Origin of the sequence: Gordonia polyisoprenivorans, assembly GCF_017654315.1 — a bacterium.
GTDB classification, from domain to species: Bacteria; Actinomycetota; Actinomycetes; order Mycobacteriales; family Mycobacteriaceae; genus Gordonia; species Gordonia polyisoprenivorans_A.
This window is the reverse complement of the sequence record NZ_CP072203.1, coordinates 3616071-3638817: the sequence shown is the minus strand read 5'-3', so window position 1 is coordinate 3638817 and position 22747 is coordinate 3616071. Positions and strand designations below refer to the sequence as shown.

At 68.8% G+C, this 22747-nt stretch carries 21 protein-coding genes and 1 pseudogene; 5 read left to right on the top strand and 17 right to left on the bottom strand.

Going from position 1 to position 22747, the window contains the following annotated elements:
• Positions 1-138: 138 nt before the first annotated feature.
• Entirely contained in the window at positions 139-1260 is a 1122-nt protein-coding gene (locus J6U32_RS16325) for a MerR family transcriptional regulator (RefSeq protein ID WP_244332038.1), read from the top strand.
• A gap of 34 nt (positions 1261-1294) precedes the next feature.
• Here J6U32_RS16325 and J6U32_RS16320 read toward each other — a convergent pair whose 3' ends face one another.
• The 6 genes from J6U32_RS16320 to J6U32_RS16295 form a co-directional block, all read right to left on the bottom strand.
• Entirely contained in the window at positions 1295-1669 is a 375-nt protein-coding gene (locus J6U32_RS16320; protein ID WP_208791248.1) for a hypothetical protein, read from the bottom strand.
• A complete protein-coding gene (locus tag J6U32_RS16315) occupies positions 1666-2502 on the bottom strand; it encodes a VOC family protein (protein WP_208791247.1) in 837 nt (278 codons plus the stop codon). The genes J6U32_RS16320 and J6U32_RS16315 overlap by 4 nt, the downstream gene beginning before the upstream one ends.
• A gap of 14 nt (positions 2503-2516) precedes the next feature.
• Entirely contained in the window at positions 2517-2825 is a 309-nt protein-coding gene (locus J6U32_RS16310; protein WP_208791246.1) for a hypothetical protein, read from the bottom strand.
• Positions 2826-2980: 155 nt separating this feature from the next.
• The gene (locus J6U32_RS16305; RefSeq protein WP_026920127.1) at positions 2981-3202 is read right to left on the bottom strand and encodes a DUF3263 domain-containing protein; all 222 of its coding nucleotides are present in this window, start codon (positions 3200-3202) and stop codon (positions 2981-2983) included.
• A gap of 324 nt (positions 3203-3526) precedes the next feature.
• Positions 3527-4324: an adenylate/guanylate cyclase domain-containing protein gene (locus tag J6U32_RS16300; protein ID WP_208791245.1), complete on the bottom strand. Its 798-nt coding sequence runs from the start codon at positions 4322-4324 to the stop codon at positions 3527-3529.
• The gene (locus J6U32_RS16295) at positions 4321-4686 is read right to left on the bottom strand and encodes a hypothetical protein (RefSeq protein WP_208791244.1); all 366 of its coding nucleotides are present in this window, start codon (positions 4684-4686) and stop codon (positions 4321-4323) included. Before J6U32_RS16295 ends, J6U32_RS16300 begins: the two co-directional genes overlap by 4 nt.
• Positions 4687-4805: 119 nt before the next feature.
• Between J6U32_RS16295 and J6U32_RS16290 the strand changes: the two genes are divergently transcribed.
• Complete coding sequence (locus tag J6U32_RS16290; protein ID WP_006372801.1) at positions 4806-5150, top strand: RNA polymerase-binding protein RbpA; 345 nt, start codon at positions 4806-4808, stop codon at positions 5148-5150.
• 117 nt (positions 5151-5267) lie between these two features.
• Here J6U32_RS16290 and J6U32_RS16285 read toward each other — a convergent pair whose 3' ends face one another.
• From J6U32_RS16285 to cobN, 5 genes are all read right to left on the bottom strand, one after another.
• Positions 5268-6068 carry a polyprenol monophosphomannose synthase gene (locus J6U32_RS16285; protein WP_208791243.1) on the bottom strand — a complete coding sequence of 267 codons (801 nt, stop codon included), beginning with the start codon at positions 6066-6068 and terminating at the stop codon, positions 5268-5270.
• Positions 6055-7830 (bottom strand): apolipoprotein N-acyltransferase, encoded by a 1776-nt coding sequence (gene lnt / locus J6U32_RS16280; protein WP_208791242.1) that lies wholly within the window; start codon positions 7828-7830, stop codon positions 6055-6057. Before lnt ends, J6U32_RS16285 begins: the two co-directional genes overlap by 14 nt.
• Entirely contained in the window at positions 7827-9455 is a 1629-nt protein-coding gene (locus tag J6U32_RS16275; protein ID WP_208791241.1) for an amidohydrolase, read from the bottom strand. Before J6U32_RS16275 ends, lnt begins: the two co-directional genes overlap by 4 nt.
• Before the next feature lie 89 nt (positions 9456-9544).
• Positions 9545-10051: an FxsA family protein gene (locus J6U32_RS16270; protein ID WP_208791240.1), complete on the bottom strand. Its 507-nt coding sequence runs from the start codon at positions 10049-10051 to the stop codon at positions 9545-9547.
• A 104-nt stretch (positions 10052-10155) separates the two neighbouring features.
• Positions 10156-13812, bottom strand: coding sequence for a cobaltochelatase subunit CobN (gene cobN, locus J6U32_RS16265; protein WP_208791239.1), 3657 nt, complete (start codon positions 13810-13812; stop codon positions 10156-10158).
• Between the two features lie 203 nt (positions 13813-14015).
• Here cobN and cobG point away from each other — a divergent pair, with 203 nt between their 5' ends.
• A complete protein-coding gene (cobG, locus tag J6U32_RS16260; RefSeq protein WP_208791238.1) occupies positions 14016-15209 on the top strand; it encodes a precorrin-3B synthase in 1194 nt (397 codons plus the stop codon).
• Here cobG and J6U32_RS16255 read toward each other — a convergent pair.
• Together J6U32_RS16255 and J6U32_RS16250 are read right to left on the bottom strand one after the other, a co-directional pair.
• Positions 15194-16357, bottom strand: coding sequence for a flavin-containing monooxygenase (locus tag J6U32_RS16255; RefSeq protein ID WP_244332036.1), 1164 nt, complete (start codon positions 16355-16357; stop codon positions 15194-15196). The two genes, cobG and J6U32_RS16255, sit on opposite strands and share 16 nt — an antisense overlap.
• A pseudogene (locus tag J6U32_RS16250) lies at positions 16335-16769 on the bottom strand (thioesterase II family protein); the annotation flags it as partial. The pseudogene J6U32_RS16250 and the gene J6U32_RS16255, both read right to left, overlap by 23 nt.
• A gap of 72 nt (positions 16770-16841) precedes the next feature.
• Between J6U32_RS16250 and J6U32_RS16245 the strand changes: the two are divergent.
• Together J6U32_RS16245 and cobJ are read left to right on the top strand one after the other, a co-directional pair.
• A complete protein-coding gene (locus J6U32_RS16245; RefSeq protein WP_208791237.1) occupies positions 16842-17465 on the top strand; it encodes a precorrin-8X methylmutase in 624 nt (207 codons plus the stop codon).
• 10 nt (positions 17466-17475) lie between these two features.
• Complete coding sequence (gene cobJ / locus J6U32_RS16240) at positions 17476-19014, top strand: precorrin-3B C(17)-methyltransferase (RefSeq protein ID WP_208791236.1); 1539 nt, start codon at positions 17476-17478, stop codon at positions 19012-19014.
• A gap of 52 nt (positions 19015-19066) precedes the next feature.
• Here the strand turns inward: cobJ and J6U32_RS16235 are convergent, their stop codons facing one another.
• From J6U32_RS16235 to J6U32_RS16220, 4 genes are read right to left on the bottom strand one after another with little or no spacing between them, the layout of a single operon-like run.
• Positions 19067-19855: a cobalt-precorrin-6A reductase gene (locus J6U32_RS16235; RefSeq protein ID WP_208791235.1), complete on the bottom strand. Its 789-nt coding sequence runs from the start codon at positions 19853-19855 to the stop codon at positions 19067-19069.
• Positions 19824-20621, bottom strand: coding sequence for a cobalt-precorrin-4/precorrin-4 C(11)-methyltransferase (locus tag J6U32_RS16230; RefSeq protein ID WP_208791234.1), 798 nt, complete (start codon positions 20619-20621; stop codon positions 19824-19826). The genes J6U32_RS16235 and J6U32_RS16230 overlap by 32 nt, the downstream gene beginning before the upstream one ends.
• Positions 20618-21901, bottom strand: a complete 1284-nt coding sequence (gene cbiE, locus J6U32_RS16225) for a precorrin-6y C5,15-methyltransferase (decarboxylating) subunit CbiE (protein WP_208791233.1) — start codon at positions 21899-21901, stop codon at positions 20618-20620. Before cbiE ends, J6U32_RS16230 begins: the two co-directional genes overlap by 4 nt.
• Complete coding sequence (locus J6U32_RS16220) at positions 21898-22674, bottom strand: SDR family NAD(P)-dependent oxidoreductase (RefSeq protein ID WP_244332034.1); 777 nt, start codon at positions 22672-22674, stop codon at positions 21898-21900. Before J6U32_RS16220 ends, cbiE begins: the two co-directional genes overlap by 4 nt.
• Positions 22675-22747 lie beyond the last annotated feature (73 nt).

The following is a 22747-nucleotide window of genomic DNA, read 5'->3' as shown; positions in this document are numbered from 1 at the left end:
ACACACGCGAGGTCACCGGCACACCACAACGGATGCCGGTGACCTCGCCGTGCGTTGATGACGGGCCACCTCTGCGCCATCCTCGAATCCGGCGGAGCGGCTTGACCTTCAGGTAGGTCGAGGTCCGATGATGTCCCGGTGACCAATTCGGAGATGATGTCGATCGGGGCGTTCGCCGACGCGTGCGGCCTGACGACGAGCGCCCTACGTTTCTACGACGACGCCGGGCTTCTGCGACCAGATCGCGTCGATCCAGGCTCGGGCTACCGCTGGTACACCCCGGGCCAATGTGACCGTGCGGTCCTGGTTCGACGTCTACGAGAGATCGGCATGCCCATCGTGGGGGTGCGGAAGATGCTCGACTCCGCACCGCTCGATGCGAAGCGTTGTCTCGACGATTACCTCGCGGAGATCATCGGCGCGGCCGAAGCCGCACGGTCGACTGCCTCGCTCATCAAGGCACAGTGGGACATTCAGCCAGAACCCGGTGTGACGACGATCAGTGGACCGATGTTTGCCGCCGCAACCGACCAGGTTCTCACCACCACGGCATGCGACGCGGAGTTCGCTGTCCTCGGCGGGGTTCGCGTGGAGATCGACAACGGGGCTCTCACGATGACCGCCACCGATCGCTATCGGCTCACGACCCGATCGCTCGTCGCCGGGCAAACGGGCGCGACGTGGGCGGGCACGGTCAGCGCAGACGACCTGCGCCGGTGCCTGGCCGATCTCCGACACTCCCCTGTCGTTGAGCTGACCGTCGCCGACGATGACCTCACGATCACGCTTCCCGGCGGACGCCGGCGTCACTGCCGACTGATCGACGACACCTTCCCGGATCATCGTGCGCTGCTCGGGGCATTGCCGACTCCGACAACAACGATGCTGACGTCGCGGACCGGACTGCTCGACGCACTCGAGCGCGGCCCCGCAGAATTCGTCGAGATGCAGATCGATGAGGGGCGGATCGCCCTTCGCCCGTACCCGCGCCCGTCCGACGCCGACTCCGGCTCCCCCGGCACCACGGATCTCGGTGACGAGATGCGCGTGGTGGCCGAGGTGACGGGTGCACCACTGACCCTGTGGTTCGAGATGACGACGCTCCATCCGGCGATCAGCACCGCGATCGGTGCGGACCTACTCGTCGAGCTCCGTGGTGGAGATCAGCCCGCCACGATCCGCTCGGCCGATCGTGGCGAACTGACCACACTGGTGATGCCGGTCAGGTCCCCGGCGTCTATCGACCGAGTCGCGTCCTGACCTGTACAGCCCCGGGCAGGGCGACTGACCGCGTTCAGACGACCGGGTCGAGAACCACCCGAACCGACACCGAACCCTTCTCGTCACGAGTCGCGACGGCGTGACCTGTCCGGTCCGCGCCGTCGAGCAGTAGCGACAGCGGTCCACCGCTCCCGGTGAAGTTGCGCCACCAGTTCTTCTTGTCCGGCAGCGCCACTCCGATCAGGACGGTCTCACGGTCCGCCCCGCTCTCGGAGGCCGGCGTGCCGCGTCGAAATGCGACCGGCAGCCGGAACGTGGTGCCCGAACGCCGGCCGGTGTAGGTCACCACGGTCATCGACCTGCCCAGCGCGGCACCGATGACCGGTAGTCCGAACAGCGGGATGACCGCCTTGTTGGTCACGGCCGCCGCGGAGGTGAACAGGCTCATCGGGCTCCTTCGTCGTGGACTGATGCGGCAGGGCGCGTGTGGTCGCTGCCGATGATGATCGAACGCGTGGCGAGAGCATCGTCGTCGATGGTGGCCACCCGGGTACCCGGTTTGCGGCCGTCGCGGATCTCGGAGATGCCGACCCCGGCGTCGGTCAGGCGACGATGGGTGGCCGCGATGTCGGTGCTGCCCCACGCGATACCCCACAGGCGTACGGGCTCGTCGGTGGGCGCGCTGTCGGGGACGACGACTTCCACGACGAGATCGCCTCGGCGGAAGAACAACTGTCGCAGACCGTCGACGACTCGGCGGTCGAGGCGGAAATCCAGTCCGAGCGTGGCACCGAACAGAGCGACCGCGTGATTGCGATCGGGGCTGGAGAACACCAGATGATCGATACCGGCGATGTCGGCGGCAACCTCGGGCGCCGACACGGTGCGCCCGCGATCGGCCACCGGGTCGGCCGGGGTGACACCGAAGGGCAAGGTGTCGACATGCCACTCCCCGCGCACGTCGGCTCCCGTCGGCGCCGTCAACTCCAGACCGCGCCGCCGGAGCAGGCGCACATGACCGTCGGCGTCGGGGGCTCCGAAGAGCACCCGGTGCTGATCGCCGGATGTACTGGGCCGCAATCGGATTCGAGCAGCGAACACGCCGATGTCGTCGGTGGGCTGCGGCAGGCCCAGTAGTCTCGCGTACGCCGCGGCCGATGCGTCGACGTCGGGCGTGCCGAGATCGACAACGGCGACCGGGTCGTGCGGTCCGGTCGGCGCCGTGTCGGTGGGTCCGGTCTCGATCCCGCTCGGGACGTCCGCGTCGGCATGCTGTGCCATCGGAGAAGTGCTCCTCATCGTCTGCGTCGGCCACGACGGCCGCTCGGGGGTCGGGGTGGCTCCTCGCGCGGCGGACTGCTGGTGATGTGCCACGACCCGCAGTCACAGCGATAACACCGCAGCGTCGGCGCACGCCGACCGACCTGCCGAATCCGGCCGATCCCCTCGATCGCCGCGGCCTCCGAGCCGAAGGCGTCCTTGTACGGCGTCGGACAGTCCCGATACACCGGCGCCGGGTGTCGACGACGCCGCGGGGTCAGGTCGGTCCGCGCCTCCACACCCCGATAGAACTGCTCGAGATCGTCGTCGGAGAAAGGCGTCATCACTGCAACACCACCGATCCGCGACAGCGCATCGACCTTTTCTGTCGGTCGCAAGCATCCGGGTGGTTGCCTGATCGGGTGGGCACATACCCAGCCTGCCATCCTCCTCGGCGCGACGTCGCGTCAGCGCGCCGAGCGCTCGACGTGTTATCGGCTCAGCGCGCCATCCACAACCGTCGGCGGATCACCTGGCGCATCCGCCGCAATTCGGAGTTGCTCAGTCCGCTCGGCGGTGCCTCGTCGACGAGCTGATCGACCTGCGCGAAGAAGTCACGATCGGTCAGCCCGAACTGCTCGGTGATCTCACGGGACGAGCCACCGCCCAACGTGTACCAACTCGTCTCGAAGTCGATCATCTGCTGCTGCTTGTTGTTGATCACTGTCATGGTGCCGCCCAACCATCGTGGTGTATCCGTGCGCACAGGACACTCTCGGTCTTGGCTCGGCCGAGAATGTTGCAGGAGTGCGGTTGACGTCCTTTGTACACCGCGACGGTGACCGAGGGCAGTCATTTGTGCACCGACGAGGTTAATCCTCTCGACCTCTTTCCAGGGGGATCGAAACACCGTGTCGCAGTAGAGGACTACACCAGCGCGCCGCACCGCGGTGGGCATGCCGGAAATGTCGCGCCAGCTCGATCTCTCATCGTGCGGTCAAGGGTCGCGATGTGGCCGGCGGGGCGGGTCCCGGCTCGTGCGGCGCTACGGGTCGTACCGGGGAACCACCGCGTACACGGTCAGTTCCCGGGGAACGCCCTTGGCCTTGAAACGACGGCGTCGGCGACGGGCATAGCGCTGCGGATCGACGCTCTCGAGGGTCGCGTCGCTGATGAGCAGTTCACCCGCCCCGGCGGCACCGGCAACGCGCGCCGCGATGTTGACGTCGACACCGACGAAGTCGTCGCCGACCGCGCGAGGTGTACCGGTGTGCAGGCCGGCCCGCAGCTGAGGGCGGTAACCGTCGATCGTGAGCGAGCTGACCGCACCGATCGCCTCGTAGGCGGCCGCGATCGCCTCGTCCGGATCGGTGAACATCGCCATCACCCCGTCCCCGAGGTTCTTGACGATCCGGCCGCCGTGACGTCGGACCACCTGCTCGGTCGCGGTGTTCACCTCTCGAAGAAGTCGCAACACCTGATCATCACCGGCTGCGAGAGCCCAGGTGGAGAATGCCACGAGGTCGGTGAACAGGATGGTGACGTCGACGGGAGTGTCCGTGGAGTGTCCGCGCCGGGTCACCGATTGCCACGCCTGCACCGCAGCGAGCCCCAACTCCCTGGTTGCACTTGGCTTTTCAGGTCTCGCGTCGGCGATCAACCGGGCCAGCCGGTCCGACGGCCGGGAGTCGGTGATCGATGGTGGTGCGTCCGGCAGCAGCCTGCGGACCGCTCGGATCGCCCGGATGCCGGTGGAGTTGGCGTCGGCCCGGGCGAGAGCATCGGCGGCGCGGGCACCCAGCGGTGGTGATTCGGGTGTGTCGGGTGCGTCGTCGGCATTCACCGCAGCCGCTCCGCGTCTCGCGCCAGGGACAGCAGGTCGTCGGCGAGCCCGGCCAACGTGCCGTGATCGGCGTCTTCGCCCACCGCGGTGGCGAGGTCCTCGGCGGCACATCGCAGCGCGAACATCCGGTCCCCGAACTCCGCGACCTCGGCCGAGGACAAGATCACCGCATCGTCGGGAATAGAAGTACCCGCCACGAGCGCTCTCTGTTCGTACGCCCGCTGTCGACATGACCGTTTGCAGTACTTGCGTCGCCGACCCATCTCGGAATCGGCCATGGTCGAGCCGCACCACGCGCACGCGTAGGTTCGCCGGGAACGGGTCGCATCCACGGCACAGACCGTACCGTGCGCGGTGCTCATCGCGACACAAGCCGCGCGCGGTGTCGCGTGCGTCGGGCGTCACGGATCAAGAAGAGTAGAATGGTTCTGTTCAGCAGCTGGTTTGGTCAGCGAGCAAGCCGAGAGGAAAGCAGTAGCAAATGGCAGATCGAGTACTTCGGGGTAGCCGCCTCGGTGCGGTGAGCTACGAAACCGATCGTGATCACGATCTCGCGCCGCGGCGGATTGTCCAATACCGCACCGACAACGGGGAGATCTTCGACGTCCCGTTCGCCGACGACGCCGAGGTGCCGTCGAAGTGGCCGTGTAAGAACGGCATGGAGGGCACCATCCTCGAGGGCGCCGAGCCCGAGGAGAAGAAGGGCAAGCCACCGCGCACCCACTGGGACATGTTGCTCGAGCGGCGCAGCGAGGAAGAGCTCGAGGTCCTGCTCAACGAGCGCCTCGACCTGCTCAAGCAGCGCCGTCGCGGAGCGACCAACTGATCGAGTTCTGCGGAGCGACGAACTGATCATCTGATCGTCGCAGACTCTGGCAAACAGACGGGCGGCCCGGGAGGTTTTCTCCCGGGCCGCCCGTCTCGTTGTCTGGCCGGTGCGTCGTCAGCGCCGTATACCGAGTTGGGCGAGCCGACTCTGCACACCCCAGCGGAACACCTTGACGAATGCCTCCGACATGACGCCACCGCTCATCTTCGACTGACCGATCTCGCGTTCGGTGAAGGTGATCGGAACCTCACGGACGTCGAAGCCCGCCTGGATCGACCGCCATGCCAGATCGATCTGGAAGCAGTACCCGGCGGATTCGACGGTATCGAGGCTGATCTTTTCCAGCACCGCGCGGCGATACGCGCGGTAACCGGCCGTGATGTCGTGAATTCCGGCGCCCAGCGCGACACGCGCATAGGTGTTGGCGCCGCGGGACAGGATCTCGCGTCGCCGCGGCCAGTTGACCAATTCACCGCCCTTGACGTAGCGCGAGCCGATGACCAGGTCGGCGCCGTCGTTGATCGCCGCGAGCAGGGCGGGCAGTTGTTCGGGAGCGTGGCTGCCGTCGGCATCCATCTCGATGATGACCTCGTAGTCGCGCGCGAGACCCCAGGCGAATCCGGCCAGATAGGCCTTGCCGAGTCCATCCTTGTCGACCCGGTGCAGGACGTGGATGCGGCCTGCGGCATCGGCGGCGGCCAACTCGTCGGCGACCTCACCGGTGCCGTCGGGGCTGGAGTCGTCGACGACGAGCACGTGGATGGCGCTCAGAGCGGTCTGCAGGCGGCCGATGATGAGTGGCAGGTTCTCGCGCTCGTTGAAGGTCGGGATAACGACCAGCGCTTTCTCGCCGTCGGGCCCGACCACGGTGGGTCGCTCGACACCACCGGCAGGCGATCGGTCACTGTTCGTCACCGGTGTACTCCTCCGACTTCTCCGGGGCGGCGCCGGCACCCTTGTGAGGCCGCACCGCCGTGAATCTCTGAGTGAACCTAGTACGCATTGCCACCGCGACCAAAAGCGCCACCACCGCGAGGAGCATCGCCACGCGTTCCGGCCATGCTCCCAGACGGGTGGCGATGGTCGTGGCGGAACTCAACGGAAGCCGGTCGGCGAGAATCGCCGGGGTGAATATGTCCGATTCCGACGTCACCGATCCGTCCGGTTCGATGAGTGCGCTGACTCCGCTGGTCGCGGCCACGATCACGGCCCGACCGTGCTCGACCGCCCGGAATTGCGACATCGCGAGTTGCTGGTAGGTCATGTTCGTACGACCGAACGTGGCGTTATTGGTGGGTACGTACAGGATCTGGGCGCCCTGATCGACCGCGTCGCGTGCCGCCCGGTCGAAGGCGACCTCCCAACACGTGGTGACCCCGACGGTGACGTCGCCGGAACGTCCGGGCACGGTCAACACCGACGGGCCGGTGCCCGGACGGAAGTTGCCTGCCATGTCGGCGTAGGACGAGAACATCCGGAAGAACGGACGCCACGGCAGGTATTCGCCGAAGGGCTGGATGATGTGCTTGTCGTAGCGGGCGATGGGTCCGCGGCTACCGTCCCAGACCAGCACGGTGTTGGTCGGACGGCCGTCGGGTTCGACGATCAGCGTGCCCACCAGGATCGGCGCGCCAACGGCGTCGGAGGCCGCGGTGATTTCCGCGGCGGCGTCGGGATTGGCCAGTGGATCGATGTCGGAGGCGTTCTCGGGCCAGGCGACGAACGAGGGTTGCTCGATGTGGCCGGCGTTGATCTCGTCGGCGAGCGCCATGGTTTCGCGGACGTGGTTGTCGAGCACGGCGCGCCGCTGGGCGTTGAACTCGAGCCCGAGTCGCGGCACGTTGCCCTGAACTGCCGCGACCTGCGCCGAGGCGCCTGCGACGTTGCGGTCGACGGTGTCGGGCAGCAACGCGATCGCCGAGACCGGCGCGAGCAGGGCCAGGACGATGCCCAGTGCGGCGCTACGGACGACAGAGGATCGTGGGCCCATGCCGACGGCGGTGTCTCGGCGGGCGGCGAGTTGGATCACCCAGACCACGGACGCGCCGAACAGTGCGACCGCCCCGGAGACACCGGGCGCCCCCAGGACCGACGCCAGCGGCAGCAGCGGACCATCGACCTGACTGAATGCGGTTCGGCCCCAAGGGAATCCGCCGAAGGGAAAGGACGACCGTAGTCCTTCGATCAGCACCCACGAGAGCGCGAACCAGATCGGTGGCACGGGCAGACGCATCGTCAGCGTCGCACACACCCCGAACAGGGCGAGGTAGGCGGCGAGCGCGGCGGCCAGCGCCAGCCACGGCAGGGGCCCGACGTACACACCGATCCAGGGCAGCAGGGGGACGAAGAATCCGAGGCCGAAGACGAAACCGATCCAGGCTCCGGTACGGGCCCGGGGACGGCCCTCACCCAGCAGTCCGTAGAGCAGTCCGAGTGACACCACCGCCATGAACCACCAGTTGCGCGGCGGAAAGGCCGAGAACATGGCCAGACCGGCCAGGGCGGCGAGGACGGTGCGTGCCGCCCACAGTGTTCGGCGGTGGGTGGCGGGCGCGGCCGCGGCCCACCGGTCCCGCAGCCGATCCCACGTCCGCGGTGGGGACTGCTCGGTGCCGACGGATCGATCGGCATCGGCATCGGTTCCGGGGACGGCGTCGGTTCCCGGTGCCGGCGTCACCAATCGCCCCCGTCGACGTCGTGGATGATCGAGCCGGCGCGGACGGTCCGCACGCATCGTGGCAGGCGGGCATCGGGTGAGACGTCGGGCAGTGCGGGTACTCGCGACCGCGGATCGGTCGACCACCGCTGCACCCCGGCGTGCGAGCCGGCGACGACGAGCTCGTCGACCTCCCACACCGCATAGTCGGCCCGAGCACCAGGTTCCAGGGTGCCGGTCAGACCGTCGTGTACACCACCGGCGCGCCACGCGCCGCGTGTGCACGCGCCGAACGCCGCGCGCGCAGAGATCGCCGACGACGCCCGATGCGGGTGCACTGCGGCGCGGATGGTCGCCCACGGATCGATCGCGGTCACCGGAGAATCGGAGGAAAATGACAGTGCCACACCGGCTTTGGCGAGCATTGCGAAATCGTTGAGGCCGTCGGCGCGGGGCCCGAGCCGCTGGGCATACAGCCGCTCACGTCCGCCCCATTCGGCGTCGAACAGTGGCTGCATACTCGCGATCACCCCGCAACGGGCCAGGACGGCGGCGTCGGTGGCATCGGTCATCTCGACGTGTTCGAGCCGATGGGCGCAGCGTGCCAGAGCCGGTGTGCCGAGTTCGTCGGCGACCGAGGCGAACGCGGCGACGACCGCCTTGGTCGCGGCGTCGCCGATCACATGGAAACCCGCCTGCGCGCCGGCCAGCGTGCAGGCGTGGATGTGGGTGCGGATCGTCTCGGGCTCGAGATAGTTGATGCCGCTGGTGTCCGGATCGTCGGTGTAGGGCTCCCGCAGCCACGCGGTGTGTGAGCCGAGAGCCCCATCGACGAACAGATCGCCGGCCAGGCCATCGGCGCGGGTGATGGAGAGTAGCTCGGCGGCATGCTCGGCATCCTCGGCCGCCTGCCCCCAGTAGCGGCGCACCTCGACCGGGTGGTCGAGGTCGGCCAGGGCGAGGAAATCGTCGAGTCCGGCGATCTCGGGTCCGCCGTTCTCGTGGACCGCCACCACTCCGGCGGCGGCTGCGGCGTCCAGTGCGCGGCGCTGCCACCGGGCGCGGGTCGCAGGGGTCACCAGTGTCCGGGCGGCGGCACGCACGAGGTGGTGTGCGTGGGCGACAAGCGGTGCATCGGGGTCGTACCCCTCGGCGGCGTCGAGGTCGGTGACCAGCCGGCGCAGCGCGGTGGAGGCAACCGCCGAGTGCTCGTCAACGCGCGCGAGATAGACCGGACGGTGACCGACGACCTCGTCGATCTCGGCAGTGGTGGGAAACCTGCGGTCATCCGGATCGACGCCCTCCCAGGTGGAATCGTCCCACCCGAGCCCCCAGATCAGTTCGTTCTCGTCGGCCCCGGCCGTCGCGGCGGCAAGGCGGGCGAGACAGTCGGTACGACTGGTGGCCTCATCCAGCGTCAACCCGTCCAGGGCGAGTCCGGTCGACGTCAGATGCACATGGGAATCGACGAAGGCGGGCGCGACGAATCGGCCGGCCAGATCGGTGATCCGGGCGTCGGGGTGCAGGGCTCGCCCCACGGCGTCGGTGCCGACCCACGTCACGACGCCGTCGGTGACGGCGAGCGCGGTCGCGTCGGGAACGCTCGATGAATAGACCAGTCCGCCGAGCAGGAGTTCGGTAGCCACGATCGTCCAGTGTGCCCTGAGTGGGGTCGGCAGGTGCCGGTGGGTTTGAGGTCGGGGGGGGTTGGGTGCGGTGGGGCTCGGGTCGGTGATCAGTGCCCGGGCGGCAGCTGCCGGTCGCCGGCCGGGGTGGCACCCGCGTGCGCCGGGTCGCCGGGAGCAGGCGAATCGACGACGGTGCCGTCGATCACGGTGCCACGACGGAAACCCGAGGTCGCATAGATCCCGGCGCGATCCATCGCCACCACGAGGCGGCGGGCGCCGAACGCGGTCACCGCGGGCCGGACCAAGCGCCGGGTGGGCGGTGCGAGCAGCACGATGCCGGCCAGCGTCGAGACAACCCCGGGAACGATCAGCAGGATCGAGGATCCGGCCATGATCGCGGTGTCGGCCAGGGGCGCCCGGGCGTCGACCTCGTTGCGGGAGGCGCGTCGGAGCTCGCCGAAGACCTTCGCACCCTGCCAGCGCAGCATGAGGAAGCCGACGACGGCCGCGGCGATGGTGATGAGCACCGCCCACCCGAAGCCGAGGGTCATGGTCATCGCCACGAACACGCCGATCTCGACGGCGAGATAGAAGAGGGCATACGCGAGTCGCATGGGTCGGCCTTTCGTTGCGTGTCTGTACCGCTCAACGAACGAGACGCCGGTTTTGCTCCGCAACCCGGGCCCGCCGGTTCTGGGAAAACGCTGAGAAACCCGCGCTACTGCTCGTCGCGGCCCTCGATGTCACCCTCGGTCTGCAGATACACCGCCCGGAGGTCGTCGAGCATCTGCGCCGGGGGCTCGTGCCACATGTCGCGTTCGACGGCCTCGAGGAGACGTTCGGCGATACCGTGCAGCGCCCACGGGTTCGACTCCGCCATGAACTTCTGATTGTGCTCTTCGAGGACGTAGGACTCGGTGAGCTTCTCATACATCCAGTCGGCGACGACGTCGGTGGTGGCGTCGTAGCCGAAGAGATAGTCGACGGTGGCCGCCATCTCGAAGGCGCCCTTGTACCCGTGGCGCTGCATCGCCGAGATCCACCGCGGGTTCACCACGCGCGCCCGGAACACGCGGCTGGTCTCCTCGGAGAGCGTGCGCGTGCGCACGGCGTCCGGGCGGGTGGAGTCGCCGATGTAGGCCTCCGGAGAGCGTCCCGTCAACGCGCGCACCGTCGCGACCATGCCGCCGTGATACTGGAAGTAGTCGTCGGAGTCGGCGATGTCGTGCTCACGGGTGTCGGTGTTCTTGGCGGCCACCGAGATCCGGCGATACGCGCTGCGCATGTCGTCGACCGCCGGGATACCCGACAGGTCGCGGCCGTAGGCGTAACCACCCCATTCGGTGTAGACCCGTGCCAGATCGTCGTCGGTGCGCCAGTCCCGCGAATCGATCAGTTGGAGCAGACCGGCACCGTAGGTCCCCGGTTTGGACCCGAAGATACGGGTGGTGGCCCGACGTCGGTCGCCGTGCTCGGCCAGTGCGGCACGAGCATGGGCCGCAACGAAATTGGAGTCATCGGGCTCGTCGGCGTCGGCGGCGAGGGCGACGGCGTCGTCGAGCATGGTGACCACGTGGGGGAACGCGTCGCGGAAGAAGCCGGAGATACGGACCGTCACGTCGATCCGGGGCCGACCGAGTTCGGACAGGCCGATCAGTTCGAGCGCCGACACCCGGCGCGACGCCTCGTCCCAGACGGGCATGACGCCGAGGAGTGCGAGCACCTCGGCGATGTCGTCGCCCGAGGTGCGCATCGCGCTGGTGCCCCACACCGACAGCCCGACCGACGCCGGGTACTCGCCGTGGTCGCCGAGATAGCGCTCGAGCAGGGAATCGGCCATCGCCCGGCCGGTCTCCCACGCCAGACGCGACGGCACGGCCTTGGGGTCGACCGAATAGAAATTGCGGCCGGTGGGCAACACATTGATCAGACCACGCAACGGCGATCCGCTGGGTCCGGCCGGGATGAAGCCACCGTCGAGGGCGTGCAGCACGCGCGGGATCTCCCCGGAGGTCTGTCGCAGCCGCGGGACGACCTCGGTGGCCGCGAATCGCAGGATGTCGGCGACCGCGGGGGGATGCCCGACGGCCACCTGCGCGACCGTCTGTTCCGACCAGTCCCCCGCCGCACACGACTGCACGAGTTCGCGGGCGAGCTGTTCGACGGCGTCGACCTCGGTACGCGCGGCTTCGCCGCTGCCCTCGGTCAGGCCCAGCGCCTCACGCAGCCCCGGGAGGGCAGCTGTCCCGCCCCACAATTGTCTGGCCCGCAGCATCGCGAGCACGAGGTCGACCTCGTGCTCGTCGGCGGGAGCCTGCCCCAGCACGTGCAGTCCGTCGCGGATCTGCACGTCCTTGATCTCACAGAGCCAGCCGTCGACGTGCAGGAGCATGTCGTCGAAGACCTCTTCGTCGGGGCGTTCGGTCAGCCCGAGATCCTGATGCATCTGCGCCGCGGTGAGCAACGTCCAGATCTGCTGGCGGATGGCCGGCAACTTCGCCGGATCCAGCGTGGAGATGTTGGCGTGCTCGTCGAGGAGTTGCTCGAGGCGGGCGATGTCGCCGTAGGACTCGGCGCGCGCCATCGGCGGGATCAAGTGATCGACGAGTACCGCGTGGGCGCGCCGCTTGGCCTGGGTGCCCTCACCGGGATCGTTGACGAGGAAGGGGTACACCAGCGGCAGATCGCCGAGGGCGGCGTCGGTCCCGCAGTCCGAGGACATGCCGAGTGTCTTGCCGGGCAACCATTCCAGGTTGCCGTGTTTGCCGATGTGCACCACCGCGTCGGCACCGAAGCCGGGGATGTCGCCCGCCCGCCCCGCCCGCCCGGCGACCCAGCGGTAGGACGCCAGATAATGGTGCGACGGTGGCAGATCCGGGTCGTGATAGATCGCGACCGGATTCTCCCCGAATCCGCGCGGTGGCTGCACCATGATCGCCGTGTTGCCGAAAACCAGTGCGGCGATGACGATGTCACCCTCGGGATTGGTCGAGCGGTCGACGAACAACTCCCCCGGCGGCGGCCCCCAGTGCGTGGTCACGGCCTCACTCAACGCGGTGGGCAGCGTCGCGAACCAGCGGGTGTAGTCCGCCGCGGACACCCGAATCGGGTTGGCGGCCAACGACTCCTCGGTCAGCCAGTCCGCGTCCTGACCGCCCGCGGCGATGATGGCATGGATCAGTGCATCGGAATCGTCCTCGGCCAGACCGGGAATGGCATCCGGGCCGGATTCCGGGCCGATGTCGTATCCCGCGTCGCGTAGCGCCCGCAGCAACGACACCAGACTGCGCGGGGTGTCAAGGCCCACGGCGTTACCGATGCGGGCGTGCTTGGTCGGATACGCCGAGAGCATCAACGCGATACGACGTCGGGCCGCGGGGGTGTGGCGCAGCCGGGCATGGGCCGCGGCGATGCCCGCGACCCGTGCGCATCGCTCCGGATCGGGACGATAGGTGGGCAGCCCGTTGTCGTCGAACTCCTTGAACGAGAACGGCACCGTGATGATCCGACCGTCGAACTCGGGCACCGCGACCTGGGTGGCCACATCGAGTGGCGAGAGCCCGTCGTCGTTGGCGTCCCAGTCGGCCCGCGAGGACGTGAGGCACAGGCCCTGCAGGATCGGGATATCCAGGGCGGCAAGGCGTTCGATGTTCCAGGCATCGTCGTCACCGCCCGCCGACGCGATGGCCGGGGTGGCCCCGCCGGCCGCGAGGACGGTGACGACGAGCGTGTCGGCGGTACCGAGCAGCTCGATGAGGTCGTCGGGAGCGGTGCGCAGCGACGCGCAGAACACCGGCAGTGCGCGGGCGCCGGTGTCCTCGATGGCGCGGCACAGGGCGTCGATGTAGGCAGTGTTACCGGCCAGATGCTGGGCCCGGTAGTAGAGCACGGCGATCGTCGGAGACGAGTCGTCGTGGCCGGCGTGGGCAGGGTCGGCCTGCCCGGTGCCTGCTCGATCGAGGATTCCCCACGCGGGGGTCTGCGCGGGCGGATCGAAACCGAGTCCGGTGAGCAGCAGCGTGTCGGAGAGGAAGTTGTGCAGATTCTCCAGATTGGCCACACCTCCCGCCGCGAGGTAGTTGTGGGCCTGCTGGGCGACTCCGGCGGGCACGGTGGAGCACGCCATCAGATCGGGGTCGGGCTGCTGCTCGCCGGACAGGACGACGACCGGGCGACCGGCGTCCAGAACCGCCTCCAGCCCGTCCTCCCATGCACGGCGCCCACCGAGGATTCGTACGACGACGATGTCCGCCGGTGCAACGAGATCGGCGATGTCATCGGCCAGCAGCCGCGACGGATTGGCGATCGCGTAGTCGGCGGTACCGGCATGGGCGGTGATGAGGTCGGTGTCGGAGGTCGACAGCAACAGGATCATGAGAACTCCTCACCGGGGTGGCGCGCCCGGTCGTGTGGTCGGGGTGCCCAGCGACAGGTCTGACTCCGGGCGTATCCGTGGACACCCCCGACACAGTGGCGCGACCGCGCCGGAATCGCACCGGCTTCTGACGCACTGGACGTGTGGTTGGAGCCTAGTGCAGGCGCCGTGGGCGGCCCACACCCGCGTCTACGCTGGATCCCGTGACCGAACCCCGCGAGCGCAGCGCCGACGACCGGTGTCCCGGTGTGTTCACTCCGCACCCGGCCGCCGACGGTGCGCTCGCGCGGATCCGACTGCCCGGCGGAGTGCTCACCTCCGCACAGCTGCAGACCCTGGCCGAGGTCAGTGCCGAACACGGTGACGGCTACCTCGAGTTGACGGCGCGCGCCAACATCCAGTTACGCGGGATCAGCGACGTCGAGGCCGTCGCGGACGCACTGACCGCGGCCGGTCTGGTACCCGACGGGGTCGGGGGTGACGACATCGGCGGCCGGGAGAAGATCCGCAACATCGTGGTGAGTCCCCTGACCGGCCGGATCGGGGGCCACGCCGATGCGTCGCCGATCGCCGCGGCGCTCGATGCCGAACTGCGTCGTGCCGATGGTCTCGACGGTCTGTCGGGCAGGTTCCTGTTCGGGGTGGACGACGGACGCGGTGATGTGGCGCGTCACCGGCCCGATGTGTGTGCCGTCCTGCGGCATCCGGCGGAGGGCGGGGCGGCCGACATCGTGGTCGACGGTGAGGTGGCCGGTTCGGTCGACGCGATCGCGGCTGTCGCGCCTGCGCTGCTCGACGTCGCGCGTGCCATGGCTGCGGTGACGGCGCCGCGCCGCTGGCGCATCCGCGACCTCGACGCCGCCACGCGCGTGTCGGTGATCGATGCGGCGCGGCGCCGTCTCGGACCACCCGGCGATCAAACGTGGACAAACGCATCGGCGCCGGAGCCTGTGGTCGGATGGTTCGAGCAGGACGACGGCCGGGTACTGCTCGGTGCGGTCGTCGAGCTTGGTCGTCTCCCGTCGCGGCTCGCCGAGTTCCTCGCTGCCGTCGGGGCACCGATCACGATCACCACCGATCGGGAGATCCTTCTCTGCGATCTGACCGAGCCGATCGCCGAAACCGTCGTCCGCGTCCTCGCGCCGATGGGCCTGATCTTCGACGCCGCCTCACCGTGGGTGCGGGTCAGCTCGTGTGCCGGCGCCCCGGGATGCGCCAATTCGCATGCGCCGGTGCGTATCGATCTCGCGGGCCGGGTCGCGGTCGGTGAGCCGGTGACCGACCGTGAGCACTGGGTCGGATGCGAGCGCGGATGCGGCTCCCCCACCGAGTCGCATCTACGAGTCCAGGCGGGCCCCGACGGCTATCACACGCGTCGGGTTCAGGAGAACAGGTAGTCCTCGAGCGGGAACGTGTCCTGCGCCCGCACCGCCTCGGCGACAGAGGTCGGCCGGAACAACGGGGTCTCCCCCTTGGCGTTGAACCAGTACGAGCGTGACCGCGTGCAGTTGCCAAGGGCGAACACCGAATCGGCGATCCGGGTGGTCATGTCGTCGAGGAATTTCTCGTTGGCCTCTTCACGGACCTCGAAGGACACCGCATCCCTGCGTCGGACCTCCCCGAAGAGCCGCGCGATGCGCCGCATCTGGCATTCGACTGTGGTGAACCAGGACAAACCCACCCACGAGTAGGGGCCGGCGGAGTTCAGGAAGTTCGGGAAGTACGGCATCGTCAGACCCTCGTATGCGGCGAATGCGGTTTCCCGCCACCACTTTCCGAGATTGCGACCGTCGCGTCCGATCACCTCGATCGCCGGGAGATTCTTCTCCCACACGTCGAAACCGGTGGCGAGGATCAGGACGTCGATCTCACGGGTACGGCCGTCGGCGGTGACGATACCGTTTGGCGCGATGTGGTCGATGCCGGTGGTGTCGAGGTTCACGTCCTCGCGTGCGAGCGTGCGGTAGTAGTCGTTGGACACCGTCGGGCGTTTGCAGCCGTAGTCGTAGGCGGGTGTGAGGCCGCGACGCATCTGCGGATCGCGCACCTGCAGATACCGGAAGAGTGCGGCTATCCGTTTGACGGCGTCGTTGACGCGACGGAATCGCCGGAACCGCCACATCGCGATCAGCATGGCCATCTCCTGGGTCGCATCGGTGACCCATCGCACCGCCCGTTGACTGGCCGGGAGCCGCCGGAACAGTGCCCGCACCGGCGCGGGGATGGGGGCGTCGAGTTTGGGCATCACCCACATCGGTGTGCGCTGATAGACCGTCAGCTCCTCGGTGAGATCGGCGATCTCCGGGATCAGTTGCACCGCAGTCGATCCGGTTCCGATGACCGCGGCCCTCTTGCCGGCGAAATCGTAGTCGGTATCCCACCGTGACGCGTACACCACCCGCCCGGTGAAGGTGTCGATACCGGGGATGTCGGGGGTGGCGGGCTGGGGCAGGAAACCGGTGGCACACATCAGGAATCGCGTCGTCATCGTGGCCCCGCCGGCAAGGGCGACACGCCAGGTGTGCGACCGCGTCGAGGAGACCACGATCGGACTCCGGGATGTACTCGTATCCACTGCGACCGGGTGCCGCGCAGGCGGAGACGAACAGCGCCTCGATCTGCACCCCGCGCTGTTCGAGGCGGCGAGCGGTCTCGAAGGCGACCAGGGCGCCCATGGAATGGCCGAAGAATGCCACGCGCGCGTCCGGGCCGAACGCCGGCAGTTTGCTCAGCACGGTGTCGGCGAGGGCGTCGATACCGGTGAACGAGGCCAGGTCCTGGCTTCCGTTCTTGCCGGGGTACTGGACCGCCACCCGACCGATGTCGGAGGTGAAGGTCCGCGCGAAGGGCACGTAGAAGGCCGCGGAGCCACCTGCGTGCGGGAAGATGTACAGCGTTGGCGCGGTCACGCCGCATACGATAGCGCCTCGGACGGCATGCGGGTCCGAGGCGATCATCGCCTCCGGGACGCCAGTGGGACCGAGCGGATGATCGGTCCCGCCGGGGCTGCCGATAGGCTGACGGACATCATGACCGAGTACCTGCGTGATGGCGCCTCCATCTATCGTCGATCGTTCGCGATCATCCGTGCCGAGTCCGACCTGTCCGCATTCGCGCCCGACGTCGCCGGTGTCGTCGTGCGGATGATCCATGCGTGCGGACAGACCGATCTGACGCGCGATGTGGTGGCCACCGAGGGCGTGGTGCGCGCCGCACGGAACGCGCTGGCCGGTGGGGCGCCGATTCTCTGTGATGCCACGATGGTCGCGAGCGGGATCACCCGCCGTCGTCTTCCCACGGACAACGAGATCCGATGCCATCTCCACGATCCCGCGGTGCCGGAGTTGGCTGAACGCATGGGTACCACCAGAACCGCTGCGGCACTGGAGCTCTGGCGACCGGTCCTCGACGGCGCCGTCGTCGCGATCGGAAACGCCCCGACCGCACTGTTCGCGTTGTTGGAAATGATCGACGCCGGGGCACCGCGGCCGGCCGCGATCGTCGGAGCGCCGGTCGGCTTCGTCGGGGCCGCCGAATCGTGCGCCGAACTGGCCGCCCGGGCCGACCTCGAGTTCATCACGGTCACCGGCAGGCGGGGCGGTTCGGCGATCACCGCTGCCGCCGTCAACGCACTGGCCAGTCCGGAGGAATGAGGCGTCGACCATGAGTGCAGAGCAATCGGTGTCATCACAGTCGGTGTCGTCGCGGCGCCTCGGCACCCTGTGGGGAGTCGGACTCGGGCCCGGTGACAGCGAACTGATGACGGTCAAGGCCGCTCGGGTGATCGGTTCGGCCGAGGTCGTGGCCTACCACTGCGCACGCCACGGACGCAGTATCGCCCGCGGGGTCGCCGAGCCGTATCTGCGTCCGGGGCAGATCGAGGAGAGGTTGATGTACCCGGTGACCACCGAGTCCGCCGACCATCCCGGCGGCTACCGCGGTGCGCTCGACGACTTCTACACCGACAGTGCCGAACTCCTCGCCACCCACCTGCGTGCGGGCCGCGACGTGGCCCTGCTCGCCGAGGGCGACCCGCTGTTCTTCAGTTCCTACATGCACATGCACAAGCGCCTGGCCGCCGAGTTCCCGACCGAGATCATCCCGGGGGTGACATCGGTGAGTGCGGCGTCGGCGGCGATCGAGGTGCCGCTGGTGGAGGCCGAGGAGACGTTGACCGTCGTACCGGGCACTCTCCCGGTGCCCCGGATGCGGGAATTGTTCGCGCACGCAGACGCTTTCGCGGTCATCAAACTCGGCCGAACCTTCACCGGGGTGCGTGAGGCGCTGCGCGCGGCGGGCCGGCTCGACGAGGCGTGGTACGTCGAACGCGCATCGACCGCCGCCCAGAAGGTGGCCCCGGTCGCCGAGGTCGATCCCGCACAGGTGCCGTACTTCTCGATGGTGGTGGTGCCCGGGCGCATGAACAACCCGCGCGCGGATCGTCCCGCCCCGCCGCGGGCGGAAGTCGTCGTCGTCGGTCTCGGGCCGGGTGCCGACGACTGGACCACCCCGCAGGTGGAGCGCGAACTGGCGGCGGCCACCGATCTGGTCGGCTACAAGACCTATCTGGCGCGTGTGTCGCCGCGGCCGGGACAGCGCATCCACGCCAGCGACAACCGGGTCGAGGCCGAACGTGCCGAGTTCGCACTGGATCTCGCGGCCCGCGGTGCCCGGGTGGCGGTGGTCTCCTCCGGCGATCCCGGGGTGTTCGCGATGGCCTCGGCGGTGGCCGAGGTGGCCGCCGAGTCGCGGTGGGCCGATGTGCCCGTGCGGGTCGTTCCCGGTATGACCGCGGCGACCGCCGTCGCGGCGGCGGTGGGTGCGCCGCTCGGCCACGACTTCGCGGTGATCTCGCTGTCGGATCGGCTCAAACCATGGGAGGTGATCGCCGATCGGATCCGCCGCGCGGTGGCCGCCGATCTGGTGATCGCCGTCTACAACCCGGGGTCGCGCAGTCGTACCTGGCAGGTGTCGGCACTGAAAGAGATTCTCACCGAATCGGTCTCGGCGAACCGAGTGCTCGTCCTCGGACGCGACGTCGGCGGCGCCGAGCAGTCGCTGACGGTGACCACCGTCGGTGACTTCGATCCGGCTGTCGTCGACATGCGCACGCTGATCATCATCGGGTCGTCGGCGACCCGAATCGTGCGACGTGGCGGCGGCGATCTCGTCTACACCCCGCGCAGCCACCCGAGTCGCTGAACGCCGGCGGCAGATCGGGCACTCGGCGCACCAGGTGCCGAACCGGCCGACGTCACCCGTCGGTCAGCGTCCGGACCCATGCTGCTGCCGACTCGACGTCGCCGACGGCAGTGACACCCATCGGTTCCGGTGGTCTTTCGACCATGATCACCCGGATGCCCAGTTCGGCGGCGGCGGCGAGTTTCGGGTGGGTCAACGCTCCCCCGCTGTTCTTGGTCACCAGCGTGTCGATCCGATTCTCCTGCAGCAGTGTCCGTTCGGCATCAAGGTGATAGGGACCGCGCGAACGCAGGATCGTGTGATGGGCCGGGAGCCGGCCGGTCGGCGGGTCGACCACCCGGATCAGGAACCACGCGCCGGTGACCCCGGCGAAGGCGTCGGCGTCCTGGCGTCCGGTGGTGAGCAGGATGCGGCCGTCGTGACCGGTGAGCGCCGCGGCCGCGGCGCCGATGTCGGGCACCCGCGTCCAGTGCTCACCCGGGCGTGCGACCCACGGGGCACGTCGAAGCCGCAGCAACGCTGTGTCGGTCACGGCGCACGCCGTGACGGCGTGCGCGGTGATCGTGGCCGCGAACGGGTGGGTCGCGTCGACCACGGCGCGAACGTGGTTGTCGTGCAACCACCTCGACAACCCGTCGACACCGCCGAAGCCGCCGATGCGGACCGCGCCGACGGGCAGGCGGGGCCGGGCCACCCGCCCGGCGAGCGAACTCACGATCCCGATACCGTCGTGGTGCAGGTCTGCCGCGAGGCCGCGAGCCTCCGCCGTACCGCCGAGGATCAGCACACGGCCGACACCCGCCGGTCGGCTACCGGCCATCGGACTCTCCCCGATACCCATGGGAGTCGTTGCGCAACTTGGTCATCCGAGCCTGGGAGTACAGATAACTCTCGAGACGGTCGGGATGATCGGCGGCGTCGAGAACACGACCGACGAAGATCACCGCGGTGCGGGTGATGCCCGCGTCGGCCAGGGCGGTGGCGAGGTCGGCAAGCCGACTGCGAATGATCACCTGATCTGATCGAGAAGCGAAAGCGACGGTGGCAGTAGGGCAATCGTTGCCGTACACGGGGCTCAGCGTCTCCACGATCTGCGTGGCGCGATGGGCGGCGAGATGCAGCGCGAGTGTCACGCCCGCCGCGGCGAGGTCGGCGAGATCCTCACCGGGCGGCATGTCGGTCGACAGCGTCGACACCCGGGTGACGAGCAGACTCTGACCGATCCCGGGAACGGTCAACTCGTTCTGCAGCGCCGACGCCGCGGCGGCGAAGGCCGGAACGCCGGGCACCCATTCGACGTCGATACCCTCGGCCCGGACCCGGGTGACCTGCTCGGTCACCGCCGAGTACAGCGAGAGATCGCCCGAGTGCAGACGCGCCACATCGTGGCCGGCGCGATGCGCGTCGACGATGTGGGAGACGATCTGCTCCAACGGCATTCGCGCGGTGTCGATGATCGTGGCGTCGTCCGGGCACATCTCGAGGATCTCCGCGGGCACCAGCGATCCGGCCACCAGGGCGGTTCGGCAGCGACCGAGGATCCGGGCGCCGCGCACGGTGATGAGGTCGGCGGCACCGGGGCCCGCGCCGATCAGGAAAAGGGTCACCGCGCCACCGGCCCGTCGCCGGCTTTGGTGCCCGCCCAGGTGACGATCGGCAGTGCCGGGCGCCAGGTGAGGTAGCCGCCGAGTGGTGCCGCGGTCTCCACCGCGATCCGGCGCAGCGTCGATTCGCCTGAGTCGCCGCGCATCCGATGCCACTCGGCGAGGATCGCCTGTGTCTCGATGGTCACCGCGTTGGCGACGAGCCGCCCACCGGGTCGCAACGCCGCCCACGCGGTGTCGAGCACCACCGGGGAGAGACCGCCGCCGATGAACACCGCATCGGGAATGGGCGCGTGCGCCAACGCATCCGGCGCGGCGCCGCAGACCGTGACGCGTTGGGACACACCGTGCCGGTGGGCGTTGGAGCGGAGTCGCTCTGCCCGAGCGGTATCGCGTTCGAAGGCGATGACCGCCCCGCCGGGCTGAGCGCGCAACCATTCGATCGCCACGCTGCCGGAGCCGGAACCGATGTCCCACAACGTTTGTCGGTAGGACGGTGTCAACGCGCACACGGTGAGGGCGCGGATGACGGATTTGGTGATCTGTCCGTCGTGGTCGAATTCACTCTCATCGCGACCGGGCAGTGGCGAGCGCCGCGGGCCGATGCAGTCGACGGCGATGATGTTCAGTGGGTCCACGACGGTCGCCGGATCCCAGCTGTCGGCGCTCGCGTCGGTCACCTGCTCGCGGGGTCCGGCCAGTTGTTCCAACACGGTGAACGGCGAATTGCCGAAGCCGTGGGCCACGAGAAGTTCGGCGATGCGGGCGGGGGTGGTCGCGTCGCGTGCCAGTACGAGCACCCGCCGTGCGTCGGTGATCTCGGTGAGCACGATCTCCGGGTCGGCGGTCACCGTACTGACGACCGCGACGTCGGCGAGATCCCAGCCGAGGCGGGCGCACGCGAGCGAGGCACTCGAGACCGTCGGGATCACCCGCACGCGGCGCGGTCCGACCGCCGCCACGATGGTGGCACCGAGCCCGTGGAACATCGGATCCCCGCTGGCCAGGAGATGGATCCGCAGACCGCCGAGACCGCCGTACCGGGCGAGCTCGGCGGACGACCCGGTGAGGACGGCGTCGAGATGCTCCGACATCGGCGAGCGCCAGGCAATGGTGGTGACGCCGAGATCGGGCAGCAGATCGAGTTGCCGGGCCGACCCGATGATCACTCGCGCCGAGGTGAGCTCGGACTGCGCGATCGGCGTCAGGCCGTCCCAGCCGTCGGCACCGACACCGACGACGACGAAGGTCGAGTCGTCGTGAGCGGGAACGGAATCGCTCATCGGGGCAGCCGCCGCCAGATCGCTCGCGGAAGCAGTCGCATGCCGACGAACAGCGGACGCAGGAGTGCCGGTATCCACACCTCTGATCGTCGTCTGCGGTAGGCGCGCGCGACCGCGTCGGCGACCTCGTCGGCCGTCACCGACAGCGGTGCGGGTCGGGTGCCCTGCGCCATCAACTCCGCCGTCATGTTGCCGACGACAAAGCCCGGTCGGGCCAACAACAGCCGAACACCACTGCCGTGCAACGCATCCGCAAGTCCACTGGCGAAGCCGTCGAGTCCGGCCTTGGTGGATCCGTAGACGTAATTGGCGCGACGCACCCGAACACCCGCGACCGAGGAGAAGACGATGATGGTCCCGCTGCGTTCGGCGCGCATGGCCGTTGCGAGCGGGGTCAGCACACTGATCTGGGCGAGATAGTCGGTGTGCGCGATCTGCAGGGCATGGGCCACATCGGATTCGGCGCGCGCCTGATCACCGAGAATGCCGAACGCCACGATCGCGATCCCGATCGGACCGTGCTCGCCGGTGAGGGTGTCGATCACCGCGGGGTGGGTCGCGGTGTCGTCGGCGTCGAAGCCCATGGCGACGACGTCGGTGGCTCCCGCCGCCAGCAAGGTCTGTCGCTGGGGCTCGAGATCGTCGGGACGGCGGGCGGCGAGGACGACGACCCGGCCGGCACACAGCCGCTCGGCCAACCCCACCCCGATCTCGCTGCGGCCACCGAAGACGACCACGGTCCCGCGATCGGACTCCACACCCTCGTCTGCCACGGGATGCAGTATCGCATCGCGCGCGCGCTCGCGATGCGCCGGGCATCCGGCGCGATCACCCGCCCGTGGTCGC

Coding starts and splice junctions, on each gene's coding strand:
- cobJ (WP_208791236.1), top strand. CDS start 17,476: ATGAGTGCAGAGCAATCGGTGTCATCACAGTCGGTGTCGTCGCGGCGC.
- cobN (WP_208791239.1), bottom strand. CDS start 13,812: ATGATCCTGTTGCTGTCGACCTCCGACACCGACCTCATCACCGCCCAT.
- J6U32_RS16290 (WP_006372801.1), top strand. CDS start 4,806: ATGGCAGATCGAGTACTTCGGGGTAGCCGCCTCGGTGCGGTGAGCTAC.
- J6U32_RS16235 (WP_208791235.1), bottom strand. CDS start 19,855: ATGGGTATCGGGGAGAGTCCGATGGCCGGTAGCCGACCGGCGGGTGTC.
- cbiE (WP_208791233.1), bottom strand. CDS start 21,901: ATGAGCGATTCCGTTCCCGCTCACGACGACTCGACCTTCGTCGTCGTC.
- J6U32_RS16270 (WP_208791240.1), bottom strand. CDS start 10,051: ATGCGACTCGCGTATGCCCTCTTCTATCTCGCCGTCGAGATCGGCGTG.
- J6U32_RS16320 (WP_208791248.1), bottom strand. CDS start 1,669: ATGAGCCTGTTCACCTCCGCGGCGGCCGTGACCAACAAGGCGGTCATC.
- J6U32_RS16245 (WP_208791237.1), top strand. CDS start 16,842: ATGACCGAGTACCTGCGTGATGGCGCCTCCATCTATCGTCGATCGTTC.
- J6U32_RS16295 (WP_208791244.1), bottom strand. CDS start 4,686: ATGAGCACCGCGCACGGTACGGTCTGTGCCGTGGATGCGACCCGTTCC.
- J6U32_RS16310 (WP_208791246.1), bottom strand. CDS start 2,825: ATGACGCCTTTCTCCGACGACGATCTCGAGCAGTTCTATCGGGGTGTG.
- J6U32_RS16315 (WP_208791247.1), bottom strand. CDS start 2,502: ATGGCACAGCATGCCGACGCGGACGTCCCGAGCGGGATCGAGACCGGA.